The following is a 21,080-nucleotide window of genomic DNA, read 5'->3' as shown; positions in this document are numbered from 1 at the left end:
GATCTGCCCGCCCCGGCCGGTCCGGAGCGGAACCCCGGCCTGAATCGATGCGTGCCGACCGTGTACTGAACCGTGCCGACCGCGTTTTCGCGTACGGCGCCGGGGCCGGCCTCCTCGGTGACCTGCTGCTCGGCGATCCCCGCCGGGGCCATCCCGTCGCCGCGTTCGGACGGGCCGCGGGCGCGGTGGAGCGGGTTCTCTGGCGCGACCACCGGGGGTGGGGCGCTCTGCACACCGCCGTGTGCGCCGGAGGCGCCGCCGCGGCCGCGCACCTCCTCGCGCGCGGCACCCGGGGGGCGCCCGCGCTCTCCCTCGCCCTGACCGCCGCCGCCACCTGGACCGTCGTGGGCGGCACCTCGCTGGGCCGGGAGGCCAGGACCATCGGTGCCGCGCTCGCGGCCGGCGACGTGGAGCGGGCCCGCGCGCGGCTGCCGCATCTGTGCGGGCGCGATCCGCAGTTCCTGGACGAGGGCCAGATCGCCCGGGCCGTGGTGGAGTCCGTGGCCGAGAACACCTCCGACGCGGTCGTCGGCGCCCTGGTGTGGGGGGCGGTGGCGGGGGTGCCGGGCCTGGTGGGGTTCCGCGCGGTCAACACCCTGGACGCGATGGTGGGGCACCGCTCCCCGCGCCACCGGCGGTTCGGCTGGGCGTCGGCGCGGCTGGACGATCTGGCCGGCTGGCCGGGGGCCCGGCTGACGGCCGGGCTCGCCGTGCTCGCGGGCGGGGACGCGCGGGGAGCCGTCCGGGCGTGGCGCCAGGACGCGCACCGGCACCCCAGCCCCAACGCGGGCCCGGTGGAGGCCGCGTTCGCGGGGGCGCTCGGGGTGCGTATCGGCGGCACCCTGTCCTACGGCGGCCGGGTCGAGCACCGGCCCGTGCTCCATGGCGCGGGGCGGCCCGTGGAGGTCGCCGACATCGAACGGGCGGTGCGGCTGTCGCGCCGGGTGGGGCTGCTGGCGCTCGCCACGAGCGTGGTGGCACGGCCGTTGCTGCGGCGGGCCGTGACGGGGATTCAGCGGGGGTCCGGCGCACCGGCGCCGCGAGCGGGAGGAGACGGATGAGCACGGGAAGGCGCACCGGAGGCGGCCTGCTCGTCGCCGGGACGACGTCCGACGCGGGCAAGAGCGTGGTCACGGCGGGCATCTGCCGCTGGCTTGTGCGCCAGGGCGTGAAGGTGGCCCCCTTCAAGGGGCAGAACATGTCGCTCAACTCGTTTGTGACCCGCGAGGGCGCGGAGATCGGCCGGGCGCAGGCGATGCAGGCGCAGGCGGCCCGGGTCGAGCCGACCGCGCTGATGAACCCGGTGCTGCTCAAGCCCGGCGGCGACCGCAGCAGCCAGGTGGTGCTGATGGGCAGGCCGGTGGGCGAGCTGAGCGCGCGCGGCTACCACGGGGGGCGGCAGGAAGCGCTGTTCGGGCCGGTCATGGAGTGCCTGGAGGAGCTGCGGGGCAGCTACGACGCGGTGATCTGCGAGGGGGCGGGCAGCCCGGCCGAGATCAATCTGCGGCGCACCGACATCGTGAACATGGGCATCGCCCGCGCCGCCCGGCTTCCGGTGCTGGTCGTCGGGGACATCGACCGGGGCGGGGTCTTCGCCTCCTTCTTCGGTACGACGGCGCTGCTGAGCGCCGAGGACCAGCGGCTGGTGGCGGGATATCTGGTCAATAAGTTCCGGGGCGATGTGTCGCTGCTGGAGCCGGGTCTCGACATGCTCCACGGGCTCACCGGGCGGCGGACGTACGGGGTGCTGCCGTACGCGCACGGGCTGGGCATCGACGAGGAGGACGGGCTGCGGGTCTCGCTGCGCGGGACGGTGCGCGAGTCGGCGGTGGCGCCGCCGGTCGGGGCCGATGTGCTGCGGGTCGCGGTGTGCGCGGTGCCGCTGATGTCCAATTTCACCGATGTGGACGCGCTGGCCGCCGAGCCGGGGGTGATCGTGCGATTCGCGGACCGGCCCGAGGAGTTGGCCGACGCGGATCTGGTGATCGTGCCGGGAACGCGGGGCACGGTCCGCGCGTTGGAGTGGCTGAGGGAGCGGGGGCTGGCGCGGGAGCTTCTGCGCAGGGCGGCCGAGGGCCGTCCGGTGCTGGGGATCTGCGGCGGTTTCCAGTTGCTCGGTGAGCACATCGAGGACGAGGTCGAGTCGCGGGCGGGTTCCGTGACCGGTCTGGGGCTGCTGCCCGTACGGGTGCGGTTCGCGGCCGAGAAGACCCTTGCGAGGCCGACGGGCACGGCGCTCGGCGAGCGGGTGGAGGGGTATGAGATCCACCATGGCGTCGCCGAGGTGCTGGGCGGCGAGGCCTTTCTGAGCGGCTGCCGGGTCGGTGAGGTGTGGGGCACCCACTGGCACGGCTCCCTGGAGAGCGACGGCTTCCGGCGGCGGTTCCTGAGCCGGGTCGCGAGCGCCACCGGCCGGCGCTTCGTGCCCGCTCCGGACACGTCGTTCGGCGCGCTGCGCGAGGAGCAGCTCGACCGGCTCGGCGACCTCATCGAGGAACACGCGGACACGGACGCCCTCCTGCGGCTGATCGAGCGGGGCGCGCCCGCCGGCCTTCCCTTCATCGCGCCCGGAGCGCCCCCCGAGCCCCCGGCCCGGGAAGCGGTCCGAGCGCCCGGACGACCTGGAGCGCCCGTATGAGCACCGTGCCGCCAGCCGCCGGAGGGCCGGTCGCCCCACCCCGCCCGTGCCCGTCACCGTACGCGCCCCACCCGCCGTATCTGTCGTATCCGTCAGAGCCGACCGAGGAGACCGCATGAGCACGCCCTACCCCTTCACCGCCGTCGTAGGGCAGGACGACCTCCGGCTGGCGCTGTTGCTCAACGCGGTGTCGCCGCGGGTCGGCGGGGTGCTGGTGCGCGGCGAGAAGGGGACCGCCAAGTCCACCGCCGTACGGGCCCTGTCGGCGCTGATACCGGAGGTGGAGGTGGTGGCGGGCTGCCGGTTCTCCTGCGATCCCGCCGCCCCCGATCCGGTCTGCCCCGACGGGCCGCACGAGGCCGGCGGGGGCACGGCGCGGCCGGCGCGGATGGTGGAGCTGCCCATCGGCGCGTCCGAGGACCGGCTCGTGGGCGCGCTCGACATCGAACGGGCCCTGTCGGAGGGGGTGAAGGCCTTCGAGCCGGGTCTGCTGGCCGACGCGCACCGGGGCATCCTCTATGTGGACGAGGTGAATCTCCTCCACGACCACCTGGTCGATGTGCTGCTGGACGCCGCCGCCATGGGGGCCTCCTATGTGGAGCGCGAGGGGGTGTCGGTGCGGCACGCCGCGCGGTTCCTGCTGGTGGGCACGATGAACCCGGAGGAGGGCGAGCTGCGCCCGCAGTTGCTGGACCGGTTCGGTCTGACGGTGGAGGTGGCCGCTTCCCGGGAGCCGGACCAGCGGGTCGACGTGGTGCGGCGGCGGCTGGCCTACGACGACGACCCGGCGGCCTTCGCGGCCGGCTGGGCGGACGAGGAGAGCGCGCTGCGGGAGCGCGTTCTGGCGGCGCGGAAGCTGCTGCCCGGGGTGCGGCTGGGCGATGGTGTGCTCCGGCAGATCGCGGCGACCTGCGCGGCGTTCGAGGTGGACGGGATGCGCGCCGACATCGTGATGGCGCGCACCGCCACCGCGCTGGCCGCGTGGGCCGGGCGGTCGGAGGTCCTCGCCGAGGATGTGCGGCAGGCCGCGCTGCTGGCCCTCCCCCACCGGCGGCGGCGCAACCCCTTCGACGCGCCCGGTCTGGACGAGGAGAAGCTCGACCGGACCCTGGAGGAGTCCGCCGAGGACGACCCCGACCCCGACCCCGGCAACGGTCCCGGCGGCGGACCGGACAACGGCCCCGGCGGCGGACCGGACGGCGGCGGACAGCCTCCCCGGGAGACCCCCGAGGCCCCCGAGGCCCCCGAGGCCCCCGAGGCCCCCGGGACCGGTGGCCCGGAGCTGCCGTCCCAGGGCGGCGCGCCCGAGCGGCGGGAGCCGGAGGAGGGGAGTGCCGCCGGGGGCGCGGGCCGGGAGCAGCGCCCGGTCGGGGCCGGTGAGCCGTTCCGTACGAAGATGCTGAGCGTGCCGGGGATGGGCGAGGGCGCCGCGGGGCGGCGGTCGCGCTCCCGGGCCGAGCACGGCCGCACCACGGGCGCCCGGCGCCCCCGGGGGCAGCTCACCAAGCTGCATCTGGCGGCGACCGTGCAGGCCGCCGCCCCGCACCAGCGGGCGCGGGGCCGCAGCGGACCGGGTCTGGTGGTCCGGCGGGACGATCTGCGGCAGGCGGCCCGGGAGGGGCGCGAGTCCAATCTGGTGCTGTTCGTGGTGGACGCCTCGGGGTCGATGGCGGCCCGGCAGCGGATGGGCGCGGTCAAGGGCGCCGTGCTGTCGCTGCTGCTGGACGCCTATCAGCGCCGGGACAAGGTGGGTCTGGTGACCTTCCGCGGCAAGGAGGCGGAGGTGGCGCTGCCGCCGACGTCCTCGGTGGACGCGGCGGCGGCCCGGCTGGATCAGCTGCCGACCGGCGGGCGGACCCCGCTGGCCGCCGGGCTGCTGAAGGCCCATGACGTGCTGCGGGTGGAGCGGATGCGCGATCCCGCGCGCCGCCCGCTGATGGTGGTGGTGACCGACGGGCGGGCGACGGGCGGCCCCGACCCGGTGGGGCTGGCGTCGCGTGCCGCCCGGCTGCACGCCGCCGGGGGCACGGCCGCGATCGTGGTGGACTGCGAGTCCGGCCCGATCCGGCTGGGCCTCGCGGGAACCCTCGCGGCCGACCTCCAGGGGCAGGCCGTCACCCTCGACGAGTTGCGGGCCGACGCCATCGCCGGCCTGGTCAAGAGCGTCCGGTCCGCCGGTGCCGACAGAAAGGCCGCGTAATGCCACAGGGACAGCCGTCCGTCGTACCGGACGACGGGCTCACCACACGTCAGCGGCGCAACCGTCCGCTGGTCTTCGTGCACACGGGGACCGGCAAGGGGAAGTCGACGGCGGCGTTCGGGCTCGCGCTGCGCGCCTGGAACCAGGGGTGGCCGATCGGGGTGTTCCAGTTCGTCAAGTCGGCGAAGTGGAAGGTCGGCGAGGAGAACGCGCTGAAGGTGCTGGGGGCGTCCGGCGAGGGCGGCGCGGTCGACTGGTACAAGATGGGCGAGGGCTGGTCGTGGGTGCAGCGCGATCGGCAGTTCAGCAATGAGGAGGCGGCCCGGGAGGGCTGGGAGCAGGTCAAGCGGGATCTGGCCGCGGAGACCTACAAGCTGTACGTCCTCGACGAGTTCGCCTACCCCCTGCACTGGGGCTGGGTCGACACGGCGGAGGTGATCTCGGTGCTGCGCGACCGCCCGGGCAACCAGCATGTGGTGATCACCGGCCGGAACGCCCCGGCGGAGCTGCTCGGCTTCGCGGATCTGGTGACCGAGATGACCAAGGTCAAGCACCCGATGGACGCCGGTCAGAAGGGGCAGCGGGGCATCGAGTGGTAGCACGTCTCGTCATCGCCGCGCCGTCGTCGGGCAGCGGCAAGACCACCGTCGCGACGGGCCTGATGGCGGCTTTCGCCGCGTCGGGTCTGGCCGTCTCCCCGCACAAGGTGGGCCCCGACTACATCGACCCCGGCTACCACGCGCTCGCGACCGGCCGTCCGGGGCGGAATCTCGACGCCTATCTCTGCGGTACGGAGCTGATGGCCCCGCTCTTCGCCCGGGGCTCGGCGGGCTGTGATCTGGCCGTGGTCGAGGGGGTGATGGGGATGTACGACGGCGCGGCGGGGGCGGGTGAGCTGGCGTCGACGGCGCAGCTGGCGAAGCTGCTGCGGGCGCCGGTGGTGCTGGTGGTGGACGCGTCCTCGCAGTCCCGGTCGGTGGCGGCGCTGGTGCACGGTTTTCTGTCGTGGGACCCGGAGGTGCGGGTCGGGGGCGTGATCCTCAACAAGGTGGCGTCCGACCGGCACGAGGAGCTGCTGCGGGAGGCGCTGGAGGACGTGGGTGTGCCGGTGCTGGGGGTGGTGCGGCGGCGGGCCGCCGTGGCGACCCCGTCACGGCATCTGGGTCTGGTGCCGGTGGCCGAGCGGGCGGCCGAGGCGGTCGCCTCGGTGGAGGCGATGGCGGAGCTGGTGCGCGAGGGGTGCGATCTCGCGGGGCTGCTGGCGCTGGCCCGGTCGGCCCCGCCGCTGGGTGCCGAGGCGTGGAGCGCGGCCGGGGCGCTGCTCGCGGGGGCGGACGTTCCCGGGGCCGCCGATCCGGACGGGCTCGGCCTTCCGGTGGGGTCCGTCGGCGGGCCGGGGCTCACGGGCGGGCCCGGGCCCGCCGGCGGGCCGGGTTCCCCGGGCGGTCGGAGCCCCGCCGGCGGGCGGCGGCCGGTGGTCGCCGTCGCCGGTGGGCCCGCCTTCACCTTCTCCTACGCCGAGCAGGTGGAACTGCTCACGGCCTGCGGTGCCGAGGTCGTGACCTTCGACCCGCTGCGGGACGAGCGACTGCCCGAGGGCACCTCAGGGATCGTGATAGGCGGAGGCTTCCCCGAGGTGTACGCGCCGGAGCTGTCCGCCAATGAGGCCCTGCGCAAGGTCGTGGGCGAATTCGCCCGGAACGGCGGCCCGGTGGCGGCCGAGTGCGCGGGGCTGCTGTATCTGGCGCGCTCCCTGGACGGGCAGCCGATGTGCGGGGTGCTGGACGCCGATGCCCGGATGGGCGAGCGGCTCACGCTCGGCTACCGGGAGGCCGTCGCCGTGGCCGACAGCGCCCTGGCGGCCACCGGGACCCGGATGCGCGGCCACGAGTTCCACCGGACGGTGATCGAGCCCGGGGCCGGGCCGGTGCCGGCGTGGGGGATGCTCCGGCCGCAGCGCCGGGTGGAGGGTTTCGTCCAGCGGGGTGTGCATGCCAGCTATCTGCACACGCACTGGGCCGCCGATCCCCGGGTCGCCCGCCGGTTCGTGGCGTGGTGCGCGCGGTGAGCGCCCGCCGGGGCGGCGGCAGCCCGGTCCCACCTCTCCGCAGAATCGTTTCAGCAGAGATCCCGGGGGCCACCGCGCCCCGGTCAGTGGGCGATGCCGACCACCAGCCAGATGAAGCCCGCCCCGGCCACCGTGCACAGCAGGGTGGAGCGGGCGGGGTGGGTGTGGTGGGCCTCGGGGAGGATCTCGGCCGCCGCGAGATAGAGCAGGGCGCCGCCGAAGAATCCGAGGTAGCCGCCGAGGAGCCCCACCGGGATGGTGACCAGCAGCGTCGACGCGGCGCCGGCGACCGGCGCGAGGGCGTCGGCGACCAGCATCGCGATGGCCTTGGTGCGGGTGTTGCCGTAGAGGCTGGCGAGTGTGTAGGTGTTGAAGCCGTCCGCGAAGTCATGGGCGATGACGGCGAGCGCGACGGTCAGCCCCATCGCCTCCCCGACCTGGAAGGCGGCGCCGATCGCGACGCCGTCCATCAGACTGTGGCCGACCATCGCCGCCGCCGCTGTCAGCCCCACCTGCGGCGCCCGCTCGTCCCCCGCGCCATGGGCGGCCCGGCGCACCGCGAGCAGCCGTTCCACCAGGTGCGCCACGAGGAACCCGGCCACGAAGAGCAGCAGCGCGAGCGGGACGCCGAACACCCGCCGCCCGGCCGCCTCCAGCGCCTCCGGCAGCAGATCCAGGCCGACCACCCCGAGCATCAGCCCGCCCGCCAGGCCCAGGACCAGATGCCTGCGGTCGGTGACGCGCTGCGCGGTCCAGCCGCCGAACAGCGTCATCAGGAACGCGCCGAGCGCGACGAACACCGCCATGCGCCCTTGCTAGCGGATTGACCGTGCGCTGCGCACATTCCGCCGGAAGACCCGCCCGATTCACCCGTTTGACGCGAGAGGACCCCTGCTCATGGCCGAGCCCGGTGCGGGCGCTGGGCTGCCGCTCCCCGGCCGCGCCTGGCGGGCGCCGGTGATCGCCAGGAGTGCGGCGGACCCCTCGCGGTGGGCGGTGCTGCTGCGGACCCCGTCCGGAGGGACGGCCGTGGTGCCGGTCACCGACGGGCCGGCCGGTCCCGGTCACCGGGGCGCGGTGCTGCGGCCCCCGTCGCTGGTCGTCGGGGTCGGCGCGTCCTCCGGGGCGCCGCTGGACGAGGTCGTCGCCCTGATCACGGGGAGCCTGCGGGACGCGGGCCTCTCGGCGCTCAGTGTCGCGGCGCTGGCGACGGTGGAGGCGAAGGCGGCGGAACCGGGGATCAGGGGAGCGGCCGAGCTGCTGGGGGTGCCGCTGGTCTCCCGTACCGCCGGGCGGCTCGCGGAGGTCGCCGTGCCCCATCCGTCCGCCGCGCCGCTCCGGGCGCTGGGGACGGCGTCGGTCGCGGAGGCGGCGGCGCTCGCGGACGGCGGGGAGCTGCTGGTGCCCAAGCGGAAGTCGGACCCCCGGGGGCGGCCCGCGCGGGTGACCTGCGCGGTGGCGCGGATTCCGGTGCGCGGCGGGGTCATGGTGTTCCCGCCCGGCGCCGCCTCCGCACCCGGCGCCGGCTGGAGTCCCGATGAGGTGGACGGGCTGCGCGGCGCGGGGCCCTGGGTACGGGAGGACGGTACGGCGCGGCCCTCCGGCGAGGAGGCCGTGATCGGGCTCGCGGACCCGGGGAGTCCGTGGAGTGCCGTCGAGAGCCGGGTGCGGGCGGCGGCGGCGTCGGACGCGGTGGTCACCCTGCGCCACGGCCGGGCGGCGGCGGGCGGCGGGGCGGAGCGGGAGCGGCGGCTCCGTGCGGCGCTGGCGCTTCTCGGGGCGTACCGGGGGGCCGCGACACCGGCGGGAATCGTCCGGAACACGTCTCGACCGGATGAATCAAGCCGTGTGACGACACTGGCCGGAGTGGAACCGTCGACGGTGGACATGATGACCGTCGTGACGGTCGGCAACACGGCCACCCGCGCCATCGCGGGCCGCATGGTGAGCCCGTGCGGCCTCCGGTGGCAGCCATGACCCCGCGCGGCAGCGGGGGAAGCGGCGGGAGCGCCGCACCCCCTCCGTACCACCACCCCCCACACCGAGGAGTCCGCGTGACCGCCCCACCCACACCCCCGATCCCCAGATCCGTCGCCGGGCCCTTCGGTCCGGACCGTACGGCCGCACTCCCCCACCACGGCAGCCACGCACATGCACACTGACGGCTCACACGACCTGCGCCACCACGGTGACGCGGAGATACGGGACAACGGGGCGGGGCTGGTCGATCTCGCGGTCAATGTCCGGGCGGGCACTCCGCCGCAGTGGCTGCGGGAGTGCGTCGCCGGGTCGCTGGCGTCGCTGGCGGCCTATCCCGACGGGCGGGCCGCCCGGGCCGCCGTCGCGGACCGGCACGGGCTCGCGCCCGAACGCGTCCTGCTGACGGCGGGGGTGGCGGAGGCGTTCGTCCTGCTGGCCCGCGCCCTGCCGGTGCGGCGCCCGCTCGTGGTGCACCCGCAGTTCACGGAGCCCGAGGCGGCGCTGCGGGACGCGGGCCACACGGTGGAGCGGCTGCTGCTGCGGGAGGAGGACGGCTTCCGGCTCGATCCCTCGGCGGTGCCGGAGGAGGCGGACCTGGTGATGATCGGGAATCCGACCAACCCCACGTCCGTGCTGCACCCGGCGGCCGATATCGCCGCGCTGGCCCGGCCCGGGCGGGTGCTGGTGGTGGACGAGGCGTTCATGGACGCCGTGCCGGACGAGACCGAGACGCTCGCCGGCCGGACGGATGTGCCGGGCCTGGTGGTGCTGCGCAGCCTCACCAAGACCTGGGGCCTGGCGGGGCTGCGGATCGGGTACGTCCTGGCCGCGCCGGAGATCATCGGGGTGCTGGAGCGGGCGCAGCCGCTCTGGCCGGTGTCCACGCCCGCGCTGGCGGCGGCCGAGATGTGCATGGGCCCGGCGGCGCTGAAGGAGGCGGACCGGGCCGCCCGGAAGATCGCGGTGGAGCGGGCTCATCTGCTGGCGGGGCTGGCGGAGTTCGACGAGGTGCGGGTGGTGGCGGCGGCCGAGGCGTGCTTTGTGCTGGCGCATGTGCGGCGCGGGGCGGAGGTGCGGGAGCGGCTGCGGTGCCTGGGGTTCGCGGTGCGGCGGGGGGATACGTTTCCGGGGTTGGGGGAGGGGTGGTTGCGGGTGGCGGTGCGGGATCGGGTGACGACGAACCGGTTTCTGCAGGCGCTGGATCAGGCGCTGTCGATGGTCGGCGAGTAGCCGCCTCCCGGCGGGGGCGCCGCTCCACCGGGCCCGCCCGGTGAAGCGGCCCCCTGCGCCCCCGGCCCACCCGAGCCCGCCTCGATGCCCCCGGGCCCCGGGCAACCCGGGCAAACCCAGCCCGTCCGGCGTCTGAGGACGGACCCCGCACCACAGGCAACCCGCACCGTGCGGGCCCGGGTCGGGGACCAGCCCCCGAACCCCCGCGCCACAAACGCCGGCGAGGCTGGATATGCCAGGCAACCCGCACAGTGCGGGCCCAGGTCGGGGACCAGCCCCCGAACCCCCGCGCCACAAACGCCGGCGAGGCTGGAGCTTGCACCCCAGCACCAAGCGAGAGCAACCCCCGCGCCTCGAACGCCGGCGAGGCTGGAGCTTGCGTCCCAGTGCCAAGCGAGGGCGGGGGCGCCCGCGGGGGCGGAGAGTCAGCCGCGGGTGCGGGTGCGGGAGCGGGAGCGGGTGAAGGCGAGAGCCCCACCACCCGCCGCGAGAAGCACCGCCGCCCCCACCGCGAGGTACCCCGTGGAGGAACTGCCCCCGGTCTCCGCCAGGTTCTCCGTGGGCTCACTGCTCCCCTGGGGGCGCGGGTCCGACACCGCCACCACGGGCGACTCGCACACCGCCTGCACCAGCGTGACCGTCCCCTCCACCTCCGCCACATTCAGGTTCAGCGGATTCAGCCCCACCTTCAGCTCCAGCGCGGTCGCCGCCGCCGTGCGCGACGTGGTCCGCGTGTGGGAGAGATCCAGGGTCACCTCCCCCACACCGGGCACGGTGACCTGGGTCCGCCCGCCCGTCGACAGCGTGACCTTCTTCCCCAGCACCTTCACCGCGCCGAGCACCCGCGACTCCGCGATCGGCCGGCTCCCGGCCTCGCACACCGCCCTGGAGGTGGCCTTCTCCACCTCCACCAGCGAGAGCAGGGGCAGCCCCGGCACACGCACCCGGGCGCGCGCCAGGTTCGCGTACCCCTCCGCCCGCTTCTTGTCGGCCGTGGCCCTCGCGGTCGCCACATCCGCGCGCAGCACCTGGAAGGGCCTGCCCTGGTCGACTCCGTCGAGCCTGACGCTCAGCGTGGTGCTGTCGGCGGAGCCGGGCGCCTTCACCGCGTTGAGCGAGGCCGCCAGCGGCAGCCGGACGGTCTTGTCGCTCAGGGCGACATCGAGCCCGGTCCGCAGGACGACCGCACGCGCCGTGCCCTCGGCACCGCCCCCGGTGGCGTGCGCCGGGCCCGCCAGCGCCACGGGTAAGGCGACCAGCGCGAGTGAGGCCGTGACGGCGGCGCAGCGGCGGGCGGGCATGCGGAAGGTGTTGCTGTTCACGGTGGTGGAACCCCCACAGGAGACATGGCGCCGCCACACCATCCGCAGGGACCGCGGGCGGTGGCGGCTGAGACACAGGAATCTTTACGCACGGAGAGTGAACCGGCAGACACCTGGGGTCAGTTCACTCCAAAGTGAGGTTTCCGGGTCTCTATTCGATTTCCGGGGCTCCTGAGGCACGGGTGTTCCCCGCCACCCGTCCCCGGCCCCTCCGCCAGACCCCGCACTCCCCCGGCCGGGAAGTGGACCAACGACCCGGGAGCCCCGTGGTCACGGCCCGTCAACCCCGCGCCCGGTCAGCCGACGACCCGCCCGCTCAGCCGACGACCCGCCCGTTCAGGATCACCCGGCGGGGCGCCGCCAGCACCCCCGCATCGGCGCGCGGGTCCGCGTCGTACACCACCAGATCGGCGGGCGCCCCCTCCTCCAGCGCCGGGCGGCCCAGCCAGGCCCTCGCTCCCCAGGAGGCCGCCGACAGGGCTTCGAGCGGCGGGATTCCGGCCTTGACCAGTTCGGCGACCTCCGCGGCGACCAGGCCGTGGGCGAGCGAACCGCCCGCGTCGGTACCGACGAAGACCGGGACGCCCGCGTCGTACGCCGAGCGGACCGTGTCGTACCGGCGCTCGTACAGCCGCCGCATATGCGCGGACCAGACGGGGAACTTGGCCTCGCCGCCGAGCGCCAGCGCCGGGAAGGTCGCGATGTTGACCAGCGTCGGCACGATCGCCACCCCCCGCTCGGCGAAGAGCGGAATGGTCTCGTCCGTCAGTCCGGTGGCGTGCTCGACGCAGTCGATCCCCGCTTCCACCAGATCCCTGAGCGAGTCCTCCGCGAAGCAGTGCGCGGTGACCCGGGCGCCGAGCCGGTGCGCCTCGGCGATGGCCGCCTCGACCGGCCCGCGCGGCCAGCAGGCGGTCAGGTCGCCGGCCTCCCGGTCGATCCAGTCGCCGACGAGCTTCACCCAGCCGTCGCCCCGGCGCGCCTCGCGGGCGACATGGGAGACCAGGTCCTCCGGCTCGATCTCATGGGCGTAGTCGCGGATGTAGCGGCGGGTGCGGGCGATATGGCGGCCCGCCCTGATGATCCTGGGCAGATCCTCGCGGTCGTCGATCCAGCGGGTGTCGGACGGCGAGCCGGCGTCACGGAGCAGCAGCGCCCCCGCGTCGCGGTCGGTGAGCGCCTGCTTCTCGCTGGTCGCGTCGTCCACCGGGCCGTGCCGGTCGAGCCCGACATGGCAGTGCGCGTCGACCAGGCCGGGCAGCGCCCAGCCGGTCACGGTGACCACGTCGTCGGCGGGTCCCGACGGCCGTGTGAAGGTGATCCGCCCGCCGACCACCCACAGTTCGTCGCGCACGTCCCGCGGGCCGACGAGCACCCGCCCCTTCACCCGCAGCACCACGTGATCGCTCATACCGGCACTGTACGAGGACGGGGGCCCGGCCCGGCAGGGGCCCGTACGGGCCCCCGGGCCGACGCGGGGAGCACCCCCGGACGGGCGCGTGGGTAGGCTCGACCGAGCGGTCCGGCAGGCCGGGCCGCGCACGCCCGTTCCCGTCCCGAAGAATTCCGAAGAAGGCAACACCGTGACGCATCCGCTGCTGGACCTGCCCCCGCTGACCGCCGCGCACTTCGCCGGCATCGAACGGCGGGTCGCCGCGCTGCTCGACACCGAGCAGGATGTGGTGATCACCCAGGGGGAGGCGCTGCTTCCGCTGGAGGGCTGCATCCGTGCCGGGGCCCGGCCCGGCTCGACCGCGCTGAACGTGGTCACCGGGCCGTACGGCCAGACCTTCGGCAACTGGCTGCGCGACTGCGGGGCCGCGGTGGTCGATCTGGAGGTGCCGTTCCACACGGCGGTGACCGCGGAGGGGATCGAACGGGCGCTGGCCGCCCACCCGGAGATCGACTTCGTCTCGCTGGTCCACGCGGAGGCGGCGACGGGCAACACCAACCCGGTCGCCGAGATCGGTGAGGTCGTCCGGCGGCACGGCGCGCTCTTCATGCTGGACGCGGTGGCCTCGGTGGCCGCCGAACCGCTGCTGCCGGACGCCTGGGGGGTGGATCTGTGCGTGATCGGCGCGCAGAAGGCGATGGGCGGTCCCGCGGGGGTCTCCGCGGTCTCGGTGAGCGCCCGCGCCTGGGAGCGGTTCGCGGCGAACCCGGCCGCGCCCAGGCGCTCGTACCTCTCGCTGCTGGACTGGAAGGAGCGGTGGATCGACGGGGGCCGCAAGGCGCTGCTGCACGCGCCGGCGCAGCTGGAGATGCTGGCGCTGGAGGCGTGTGTGGAGCGGATCGAGGCGGAGGGGATCGAGGCGGTGACGGCGCGGCACCGGGCCGCCGCCGCGGCCACCCGCGCGGGTGCCACGGCGCTCGGCGGCGGTCTGGAGCCGTATGTGCGCGAGGCCCGGGACGCGGCTCCGGTGGCCACCACGCTGCGGGCGCCGGCCGGGACGGACGCCTCCGCGCTGGTCGCGCGGGCGCTGGCGGCCGATCCCTCGCTGCCGCTGATCGCGGGCGGCGGGGCGCTGGCCAAGGAGATGATCCGGGTCAATCACTACGGGACGGACGCCACGCGCGGCGCGGTGCGCTCCTCGCTGGCGGCGCTGGGCGGCGCGCTCGCGGAGTCGGGGGTCCGGGTCGACCTGGAGGCGGCGGGGCGCGCGGTCTCCGAGGTCTGGGCCTGAGGCCCGGCCGGGCCGGCCGGCCCGGGGACTTTCCGTCCCGAACGCGCCGGGCTCTTCCGCACAATTAACGCCCAAGGAATTCACCAATACGGGAAGCTGCCTTTTCTGGCAGCTTCCCGTATTTCTTGTACCAACTCTTCTGCCCCCGTTCCGCATTCTTAAACACCAGGATTCCATCAGGGTTCGAACACGCTCGGTACAGGCGTTATGGATCTGTGACAGACCCCACAACACGTCCGTTTAGTCGCTTATTTACCGGACAAATGCCACTAAAAATCCGGCTACAACCGGCTACAAGAGGCAGTGCGCGCGCTCGCGCGATAACACAGAGAGCCGCTCCACCCAACCCCTGACCACCATGCATTTTCTGATCCCGCTGGGTAAATTGCTTAAGCATGACCGCCGCACAAGAAGACCTTGTACGAGCCGACAACCCGAGCGAATTCACGACCATCGACACCCCACGAGTGGAGGACGGAGCCGCGATCTGGCGCATTGCCCGCGACTCCCGGGTCCTGGACCTCAACTCCTCGTACAGCTATCTGCTGTGGTGTCGCGACTTCGCGGCCACCTCCCTGGTGGCCCGGGACCCCGGCGGTGAGCCGGTCGCCTTCGTCACCGGATACCTCCGGCCCGGCCGCCCGCAGACGCTCGTCGTCTGGCAGATCGCCGTCGACGACACGCACCGCGGCCAGGGCCTCGCGGGGGTGCTGCTCGACGCGCTGACCGCCAGGGCCGCCGCCGGCCTCGGCGTACGGGAGGTGGAGACGACCGTCACGCCGGACAACACCGCGTCCGACCGGCTCTTCACCTCGTACGCCGGGAGGCACGGCGCCCGGCTGGAGCGCGAAGTCCTCTTCGACGGCTCCCTCTTCCCCGAGGACCCCGCCGAGGACGGCCGGCCCGCCGCCCACCAGCCCGAGGTCCTGTACCGCATCGGCCCCGTCTCCGCCTGACCCACCCCCACCTGGAGCTTCGCTGTGACCATCACCCCGCCCGCCCTGAGCGTCTTCGAGACCCTGGAGTCGGAGGTACGGAGCTACTGCCGCGGCTGGCCCGCGGTCTTCGACCGCGCGCAGGGCAGCCACCTCCACGACGAAGACGGCCACACCTATCTCGACTTCTTCGCCGGAGCCGGATCACTCAACTACGGCCACAACAACCCGGTGCTGAAACGCGCCCTGATCGACTACATCGAGCGCGACGGCATCACCCACGGCCTGGACATGGCCACCACCGCGAAACGGGCCTTTCTGGAGTCCTTCCAGAACATCGTCCTGCGACCGCGCGATCTGCCCTACAAGGTGATGTTCCCCGGCCCGACCGGCACCAACGCGGTCGAGGCGGCGCTCAAGCTCGCCCGCAAGGTGAAGGGCCGCGAGTCGGTCGTCTCCTTCACCAACGCCTTCCACGGGATGTCGCTGGGCTCGCTCGCCGTCACCGGGAACGCCTTCAAGCGCGCCGGGGCCGGCATACCGCTGGTGCACGGCACCCCGATGCCGTTCGACAACTACTTCGACGGCCAGGTGCCCGACTTCCTCTGGTTCGAGCGGCTCCTGGAGGACCAGGGCTCCGGGCTCAACAAGCCCGCCGCCGTGATCGTGGAGACCGTGCAGGGCGAGGGCGGCATCAATGTCGCCCGCGCCGAGTGGCTGCGGGCGCTCCAGTCGCTCTGCGAGCGCCAGGACATGCTGCTGATCGTCGACGACATCCAGATGGGCTGCGGCCGGACCGGAGGGTTCTTCTCCTTCGAGGAGGCCGGGATCACCCCGGACATCGTCACCCTGTCGAAGTCCATCAGCGGCTACGGCATGCCGATGTCGCTCTGCCTCTTCAAGCCGGAGCTGGACCTGTGGGAGCCGGGCGAGCACAACGGCACCTTCCGCGGCAACAACCCCGCGTTCGTCACCGCCGCGGCGGCCCTGAACACCTACTGGGCCGACGGGCAGATGGAGAAGCAGACCCTCGCCCGGGGCGAGCAGGTGGAGCAGACGCTGCTGTCGATCGCCGCCGAGCACCCCGGCTCCGGGGTGAGTTTCCGGGGCCGCGGCCTGGTGTGGGGGCTGGAGTTCGAGGACCCCGCCCGCGCGTCGAGGATCTGCGCCCGCGCCTTCGAGCTGGGGCTGCTGCTGGAGACCTCGGGGCCGCAGAGCGAGGTGGTCAAGCTGCTGCCCGCGCTGACCATCTCGCCCGACGAGCTGGACGAGGGGCTGCGCATCCTCGCCCGCTCGGTCCGGGAAACGGCCTGACCGCCTGATCCATCCCGTACCCGGCTCCGCACCCGGCCACGGCTCCGGCCACGGCTCCGGCTCCGGCTCCGGCCACGGCTCCGGCCACCGCAGCGAGAACAGCACCAGAGAAAGGCTGAACCCCACCGTGATCGTCCGTTCGTTGAAGGACATCGAGAACACCGAGCGCCATGTGCGATCCGCGTCCGGCACCTGGGAGAGCAAGCGGATCGTGCTCGCCAAGGAGAAGGTCGGCTTCTCGCTCCACGAGACCGTGCTCTACGCGGGGACCGAGACGTCGATGTGGTACGCGAACCACGTCGAGGCCGTCCTCTGCGTGGAGGGCGAGGCCGAACTCACCGACGACGAGACCGGCGAGACCCACTGGATCTCGCCCGGCACGATGTATCTGCTGGACGGCCACGAGCGCCACACGCTCCGGCCCAAGACCGACTTCCGCTGTGTCTGTGTCTTCAACCCCCCGGTCACCGGGCGGGAGGACCACGACGAGAACGGCGTCTATCCGCTGCTGACCGAGGAGGGCTGATCATGACCACCACCGTACGCACCGACCTCTACCCCACCCGCGGCGCGGGCGAGGTGGTCACCCCCCGCCAGGACCCGGTCGTCTGGTCGGCGCCCGGCGCGCCGGGGCCCATCACCGGGACCGCGCTGCGGGAGTACGAACGCGACGGCTTCCTCGCCGTCGAGGATCTGATCGCGGACGACGAGGTGGCGCTCTACCGCGCCGAGCTGGACCGGCTGATCGCCGACCCCTCCGTACGGGCCGACGAACGCTCGATCATCGAGCCGAAGTCGCAGGATGTGCGCTCGGTCTTCGAGGTGCACAAGCTCAGCCCGGTCTTCGCCGCCCTGGTGCGCGACGAGCGGGTGGTGGGGCGCGCCCGGCAGATCCTGGGCTCGGATGTGTACGTCCACCAGTCGCGGATCAATGTGAAGCCGGGCTTCGGCGCCTCGGGGTTCTACTGGCACTCGGACTTCGAGACCTGGCACGCCGAGGACGGGCTGCCGAACATGCGGACCGTCTCGGTCTCCATCGCGCTCACCGAGAACCGGGACACCAACGGCGGGCTGATGATCATGCCCGGTTCGCACCGGACGTTCCTGGGGTGCGCGGGTGAGACGCCCCAGGACAACTACAAGAAGTCGCTCCAGATGCAGGACGCGGGCACCCCGTCGGACGCCGCGCTGACCCGGCTCGCGGACCAGCACGGCATCCGGCTCTTCACCGGCCGGGCCGGTTCGGCGACCTGGTTCGACTGCAACTGCATGCACGGGTCCGGCGACAACATCACGCCGTACGCCCGGAGCAATGTGTTCATCGTGTTCAACAGCGTGGAGAACGCGGCGGTGCGGCCGTTCGCCGCGCCGGTGCCCCGGCCGGAGTTCATCGGCGCCCGGGACTTCACCCCGGTGCGCTGACCCGGGCGGGCCCGGGCGGGCGCCGACAGAGGGGGAGGCCGGTCCGTACCCCCCGCGGACCGGCCTCCCCCTCCCCCTGTGCCCGTGAAGGGGCTCAGACCCGGCTCAGCTCCGGGTAGTCGGTGTAGCCCTTGTCGTCGCCGCCGAAGAAGGTCGCCGAGTCGGGGGTGTTGTACGGGCCGGCCGTCCGCAGCCGCACCGGGAGGTCCGGGTTGGCCAGGAAGAGCGAGCCGAAGGCGAGGATGTCGGCGATGCCGTCCTCGATCAGCGGCAGCGCGCGGTGGTCGGTGGGGCCCTCGGTCAGCGGGTTGAGGACCAGGGTGCCCTGGTAGTGCTCGCGCACCGCGAGTGTCACGTCGCGCGAGCCCTCGGCGGCCTCGGTGATGTGCAGATAGGCCAGGCGCAGCGGGTTCAGCTCGCGGGCCAGCGCCGGGTAGACCTCGTGCGCGTCGGTCTCGGCGATGTCGTTGTAGGGGTTGAGGGGCGAGAGCCGCATCGCGGTGCGCTCGGCGCCGATGGCCTCGGACACCGCCCGGGCGACCTGGACGGCGAAGCGGATGCGGTTGGCGGGCGGGCCGCCCCACTCGTCGGTCCGCAGGTTGGAGTTGGCGGCGAAGAACTGCTGGATCAGATAGCCGTTGGCGCCGTGCAGCTCCACTCCGTCGAAGCCGGCCGCCACGGCGTTGCGGGCGGCCTGGACGAACTCCTCGACGACGACCGGGATCTCCTCGGCCGTCAGCGCGTGCGGCTTCTCGAAGTCCTTGAGCCCCTCGGGGGTGTAGATCTGCCCGGCCGGGGCGACGGCGGAGGGCGCCACGCTGAGACGCTCGTCGGGGAAGATCGCCGGGTGGCCGATCCGCCCGGCGTGCATGAGCTGGGCGAAGATCGTGCCGCCCTTGGCGTGCACGGCGTCGGTGACCTTGCGCCAGGCGGCGACCTGCTCGTCACTGTGCAGCCCCGGGGTGTCGGGGTAGCCCTGGCCGGTGACGGAGGGCTGGATGCCCTCGGTGACGATCAGGCCCGCGCTCGCCCGCTGGGCGTAGTACTCCACCGTCGAGTCCGTGGGGCTGAGCCCGGGCCCGAAGGCGCGGCTGCGGGTCATCGGGGCCATGGCGATACGGCTCGCGAGGGGGCCGCCGGCGAGTTCGATCGGGTCGAAAGCGGTGGGCATGAGGTCTCCAGGAAACTATGTGGTCGGCCAAGTAACTAACGCCGGGGGCAACTGTAGCGCATTTACTTGGTCGGCCAAGGTAAAATCTCGGCAGAGAGTTCCACGAGGATGGAGGGAGACTGTCCCCAGGACAGTCCACCCGAGGAGGCTCGATGAAGTCCGAGGTCACAGCCGGTTCGGTGGTTCCCGCCTGGATGACCGGCCCGGCCGACCCGCTGTGCGCGGCCCCTCCCGCGCACGAGCGCGCGGGGGGTACGGAGGGTGCCGCCGGCGCCGGGTGTGCGGAGCCCCTGCCGCTGCCGGCGCCGGATGTGTGCCTGGGCGGGCCGGCCGGCCACGCCGTCTCCCGGGTCGCCCGGCTGCACCGGATGGCGGCGGCGAGGGTGCTCAGAGGGCTGGGGCTCTATCCGGGGCAGGAGTTCCTGATGATGCACCTCTGGGACGCCGGACCGGTGCGCCAGTCGGAGCTGATCAGGGCCGTGGAGCTGGACCCGTCCACCGTCACGAAGATGCTCCAGCGGCTGGAGCACGCCGGGCATGTGCGCCGCACCCCCGATCCCGCCGACCGCCGCGCGGTCCTGGTGGAGGCGACGGCGGAGAGCTGCGCGCTCCGCTCCGCGGTGGAGCGGGCCTGGTCCCAGCTGGAGGAGCAGACCCTGACGGGGCTGGCGGAGGACGAGCGCACGGAGCTGATCCGGCTGCTGGGGAAGGTGGAGGGGAACCTCTGCCACCACGCGGCGGAGTGCCCCGGGGAGTAAGGCCCCCGGGCGCCCGGCGCCCGGGGCCCCGGTGGCGGCGCTCACCGGGCCAGGGCGTTCAGCGCCCGGTCCGCGTCCGCCGGGGTGTTGTAGAGGTGGAAGGCCGCCCGTAGATTTCCCGCGCGCTCCGAGACGATCACCCCGGCCCGCGCCAGCTCCGCCGCCCGGCCCCCGAGGCCCGGCACGGCGACGATCGCGGAGTCCCCGGGGACGGGGGTGTGGCCGAGCGCGGCCAGGCCCTCGCGGAAGGCGCGGGCGAGTCCGGTGGCGTGGGCCCCGATCGCCGCCACACCGATCTCCTCCAGCAGCGCCAGCGCGTGTTCGGCGCCGAGGTAGAGCAGGAACGACGGCGGGTCGTCGAAGCGGCGGGCGGAGGCGGCCAGCCGGTCGGCCGGGCCGTAGAGCTTGCCCCACCGCTCGTCTGCGGCGAAGGCGGAGGCGTTGACGGCCGTCAGGGACGGCTGGGCCTCCTCGGTGACCGTGAGGAAGGAGACCCCGCGCGGACAGAGCAGGAACTTGCTGCCGCCGGTGACGGTGAAGTCCCACTCGCCGGCGTTCAGCGGCAGCCAGCCCGCCGACTGGCTGGCGTCGACCAGCGTCCGGGCGCCGTGGGCCGCCGCCGCCTCCCGGACGGCCCGCAGATCGGCGGTCCTGCCGTCGGCGGACTGCACGGACGAGAACGCCACCAGGGCGGTGGTGGGGCGCACCGAGTCCGCGAGGCGCTCCAGCGGGACATAGCGCGGTCTGAGGCCGGGGCGGACGGCGAACGGGGTGATCAGCGAGGCGAAGTCCGCCTCCGGGAAGAGGATCTCCGCTCCGGCGGGCAGCGAGGCGGCGATCAGGGCGCAGTGGACCGCGACCGAGCCGCCGATGGCGACCCGGTCCGCGCCGACCCCGGCGAGCCGGGCGAAGGCGCGCCGGGCGGCGGCCACGGAGGCGTAGTCCCCCGCGCCGGCCGGGTTCCCGGTGCCGGACTCCCGGGTCAGTTCCGCCATGGCGGCGACGGCGCGGGCGGGCAGCAGTCCGCAGAGAGAGGTGTTGAGATAGGTCGTCTCCAGTGCGAACTCGGCACCGCCCAGGCTCTCCATGGTTCCACCCTGGGGTGTGCCGGTGCGCCGGTCAACGGGGCGCCGCCGAGTGTTCGAAGTCGCACCGTCGTCCCTGATGAGGCCCCTGCCGGGGTGGGTGCGCGGGGGCCTTTCGGCCCCGCGGCCGGGAGGCCCGACCGGGGGCGGCCCGGGGCCCGGGGGCCCGGAAGACCCGGGGGCCCGGAAGACCCGGGGGCCCGGAAGACCCGGGGGCCCGGAAGACCCGGGGGCCCGGCACCTCGTCCACGCTCTCCGCCGCCAGCCGCCTCC

The 21,080-nt window shown here is 74.1% G+C and carries 17 protein-coding genes and 1 pseudogene; 13 read left to right on the top strand and 5 right to left on the bottom strand.

Annotation, left to right across the window (positions count from 1 at the left end; all coding sequences use genetic code 11):
• The first annotated feature begins 47 nt into the window (after positions 1–47).
• From ABT122_RS19305 to ABT122_RS19285, 5 genes are all read left to right on the top strand, one after another.
• Entirely contained in the window at positions 48–1,061 is a 1,014-nt protein-coding gene (locus tag ABT122_RS19305) for a cobalamin biosynthesis protein (protein WP_351553261.1), read from the top strand.
• Entirely contained in the window at positions 1,058–2,638 is a 1,581-nt protein-coding gene (locus ABT122_RS19300) for a cobyric acid synthase (RefSeq protein WP_351553259.1), read from the top strand. Before ABT122_RS19305 ends, ABT122_RS19300 begins: the two co-directional genes overlap by 4 nt.
• 115 nt (positions 2,639–2,753) lie before the next feature.
• Positions 2,754–4,838: a putative cobaltochelatase gene (locus ABT122_RS19295; RefSeq protein ID WP_351553257.1), complete on the top strand. Its 2,085-nt coding sequence runs from the start codon at positions 2,754–2,756 to the stop codon at positions 4,836–4,838.
• Positions 4,838–5,437, top strand: a complete 600-nt coding sequence (cobO, locus tag ABT122_RS19290) for a cob(I)yrinic acid a,c-diamide adenosyltransferase (RefSeq protein ID WP_351553254.1) — start codon at positions 4,838–4,840, stop codon at positions 5,435–5,437. Before ABT122_RS19295 ends, cobO begins: the two co-directional genes overlap by 1 nt.
• Entirely contained in the window at positions 5,431–6,906 is a 1,476-nt protein-coding gene (locus ABT122_RS19285; RefSeq protein WP_351553251.1) for a cobyrinic acid a,c-diamide synthase CobB, read from the top strand. The genes cobO and ABT122_RS19285 overlap by 7 nt, the downstream gene beginning before the upstream one ends.
• Positions 6,907–6,989: 83 nt before the next feature.
• On the opposite strand, the gene ABT122_RS19280 is transcribed toward ABT122_RS19285, so the two are convergent.
• Positions 6,990–7,712 carry a ZIP family metal transporter gene (locus tag ABT122_RS19280; protein WP_351553248.1) on the bottom strand — a complete coding sequence of 241 codons (723 nt, stop codon included), beginning with the start codon at positions 7,710–7,712 and terminating at the stop codon, positions 6,990–6,992.
• A gap of 268 nt (positions 7,713–7,980) precedes the next feature.
• On the opposite strand from ABT122_RS19280, the pseudogene ABT122_RS19275 reads away from it, so the two are divergent.
• Both ABT122_RS19275 and cobC read left to right on the top strand, forming a co-directional pair.
• Positions 7,981–8,883: pseudogene (locus tag ABT122_RS19275) on the top strand (cobalamin biosynthesis protein); the annotation flags it as partial.
• 174 nt (positions 8,884–9,057) lie between these two features.
• Positions 9,058–10,116, top strand: coding sequence for an Rv2231c family histidinol phosphate aminotransferase CobC (gene cobC, locus ABT122_RS19270; protein ID WP_502976163.1), 1,059 nt, complete (start codon positions 9,058–9,060; stop codon positions 10,114–10,116).
• A 425-nt stretch (positions 10,117–10,541) separates the two neighbouring features.
• Here cobC and ABT122_RS19265 read toward each other — a convergent pair whose 3' ends face one another.
• Both ABT122_RS19265 and ABT122_RS19260 read right to left on the bottom strand, forming a co-directional pair.
• Entirely contained in the window at positions 10,542–11,438 is an 897-nt protein-coding gene (locus ABT122_RS19265) for an SCO1860 family LAETG-anchored protein (RefSeq protein ID WP_351553245.1), read from the bottom strand.
• Between the two features lie 316 nt (positions 11,439–11,754).
• Complete coding sequence (locus ABT122_RS19260; RefSeq protein ID WP_351553243.1) at positions 11,755–12,849, bottom strand: amidohydrolase family protein; 1,095 nt, start codon at positions 12,847–12,849, stop codon at positions 11,755–11,757.
• A 172-nt stretch (positions 12,850–13,021) separates the two neighbouring features.
• Here ABT122_RS19260 and ABT122_RS19255 point away from each other — a divergent pair, with 172 nt between their 5' ends.
• The 5 genes from ABT122_RS19255 to thpD all read left to right on the top strand — a co-directional run bounded on the left by ABT122_RS19255 (position 13,022) and on the right by thpD (position 17,793).
• Positions 13,022–14,122, top strand: coding sequence for a pyridoxal-phosphate-dependent aminotransferase family protein (locus ABT122_RS19255; protein ID WP_351553240.1), 1,101 nt, complete (start codon positions 13,022–13,024; stop codon positions 14,120–14,122).
• A gap of 395 nt (positions 14,123–14,517) precedes the next feature.
• Positions 14,518–15,078 carry a diaminobutyrate acetyltransferase gene (gene ectA / locus ABT122_RS19250; RefSeq protein ID WP_351553237.1) on the top strand — a complete coding sequence of 187 codons (561 nt, stop codon included), beginning with the start codon at positions 14,518–14,520 and terminating at the stop codon, positions 15,076–15,078.
• Positions 15,079–15,102: 24 nt separating this feature from the next.
• Complete coding sequence (gene ectB, locus ABT122_RS19245) at positions 15,103–16,371, top strand: diaminobutyrate--2-oxoglutarate transaminase (protein WP_351553234.1); 1,269 nt, start codon at positions 15,103–15,105, stop codon at positions 16,369–16,371.
• A 127-nt stretch (positions 16,372–16,498) separates the two neighbouring features.
• A complete protein-coding gene (locus ABT122_RS19240; RefSeq protein ID WP_351553231.1) occupies positions 16,499–16,897 on the top strand; it encodes an ectoine synthase in 399 nt (132 codons plus the stop codon).
• Between the two features lie 2 nt (positions 16,898–16,899).
• Positions 16,900–17,793 carry an ectoine hydroxylase gene (gene thpD, locus ABT122_RS19235; RefSeq protein ID WP_351553228.1) on the top strand — a complete coding sequence of 298 codons (894 nt, stop codon included), beginning with the start codon at positions 16,900–16,902 and terminating at the stop codon, positions 17,791–17,793.
• Between the two features lie 94 nt (positions 17,794–17,887).
• Here the strand turns inward: thpD and ABT122_RS19230 are convergent, their stop codons facing one another.
• Positions 17,888–18,964, bottom strand: coding sequence for an alkene reductase (locus tag ABT122_RS19230; protein ID WP_351553225.1), 1,077 nt, complete (start codon positions 18,962–18,964; stop codon positions 17,888–17,890).
• Positions 18,965–19,116: 152 nt separating this feature from the next.
• On the opposite strand from ABT122_RS19230, the gene ABT122_RS19225 reads away from it, so the two are divergent.
• The gene (locus ABT122_RS19225; RefSeq protein WP_351553222.1) at positions 19,117–19,722 is read left to right on the top strand and encodes a MarR family winged helix-turn-helix transcriptional regulator; all 606 of its coding nucleotides are present in this window, start codon (positions 19,117–19,119) and stop codon (positions 19,720–19,722) included.
• Between the two features lie 41 nt (positions 19,723–19,763).
• Here the strand turns inward: ABT122_RS19225 and ABT122_RS19220 are convergent, their stop codons facing one another.
• Positions 19,764–20,810, bottom strand: a complete 1,047-nt coding sequence (locus ABT122_RS19220) for an aminotransferase class V-fold PLP-dependent enzyme (RefSeq protein ID WP_351553219.1) — start codon at positions 20,808–20,810, stop codon at positions 19,764–19,766.
• Positions 20,811–21,080: the final 270 nt, after the last annotated feature.

Origin of the sequence: Streptomyces sp. NPDC001985 (assembly GCF_040296845.1) — a bacterium.
Taxonomy (GTDB): domain Bacteria; phylum Actinomycetota; class Actinomycetes; order Streptomycetales; family Streptomycetaceae; genus Streptomyces.
Note: the sequence above shows the minus strand (reverse complement) of the source record. Positions and strands in the feature narration are given on the sequence as shown.

What these genes read in the sequence shown, in the direction of transcription:
- ABT122_RS19305 (WP_351553261.1), top strand. Translation starts at nt 48, where the DNA reads ATGCGTGCCGACCGTGTACTGAACCGTGCCGACCGCGTTTTCGCGTAC.
- ABT122_RS19300 (WP_351553259.1), top strand. Translation starts at nt 1,058, where the DNA reads ATGAGCACGGGAAGGCGCACCGGAGGCGGCCTGCTCGTCGCCGGGACG.
- ABT122_RS19280 (WP_351553248.1), bottom strand. Translation starts at nt 7,712, where the DNA reads ATGGCGGTGTTCGTCGCGCTCGGCGCGTTCCTGATGACGCTGTTCGGC.
- ectA (WP_351553237.1), top strand. Translation starts at nt 14,518, where the DNA reads ATGACCGCCGCACAAGAAGACCTTGTACGAGCCGACAACCCGAGCGAA.
- ABT122_RS19295 (WP_351553257.1), top strand. Translation starts at nt 2,754, where the DNA reads ATGAGCACGCCCTACCCCTTCACCGCCGTCGTAGGGCAGGACGACCTC.
- ABT122_RS19225 (WP_351553222.1), top strand. Translation starts at nt 19,117, where the DNA reads ATGAAGTCCGAGGTCACAGCCGGTTCGGTGGTTCCCGCCTGGATGACC.
- cobO (WP_351553254.1), top strand. Translation starts at nt 4,838, where the DNA reads ATGCCACAGGGACAGCCGTCCGTCGTACCGGACGACGGGCTCACCACA.
- ABT122_RS19260 (WP_351553243.1), bottom strand. Translation starts at nt 12,849, where the DNA reads ATGAGCGATCACGTGGTGCTGCGGGTGAAGGGGCGGGTGCTCGTCGGC.
- thpD (WP_351553228.1), top strand. Translation starts at nt 16,900, where the DNA reads ATGACCACCACCGTACGCACCGACCTCTACCCCACCCGCGGCGCGGGC.
- cobC (WP_502976163.1), top strand. Translation starts at nt 9,058, where the DNA reads ATGCACACTGACGGCTCACACGACCTGCGCCACCACGGTGACGCGGAG.
- ABT122_RS19220 (WP_351553219.1), bottom strand. Translation starts at nt 20,810, where the DNA reads ATGGAGAGCCTGGGCGGTGCCGAGTTCGCACTGGAGACGACCTATCTC.
- ABT122_RS19230 (WP_351553225.1), bottom strand. Translation starts at nt 18,964, where the DNA reads ATGCCCACCGCTTTCGACCCGATCGAACTCGCCGGCGGCCCCCTCGCG.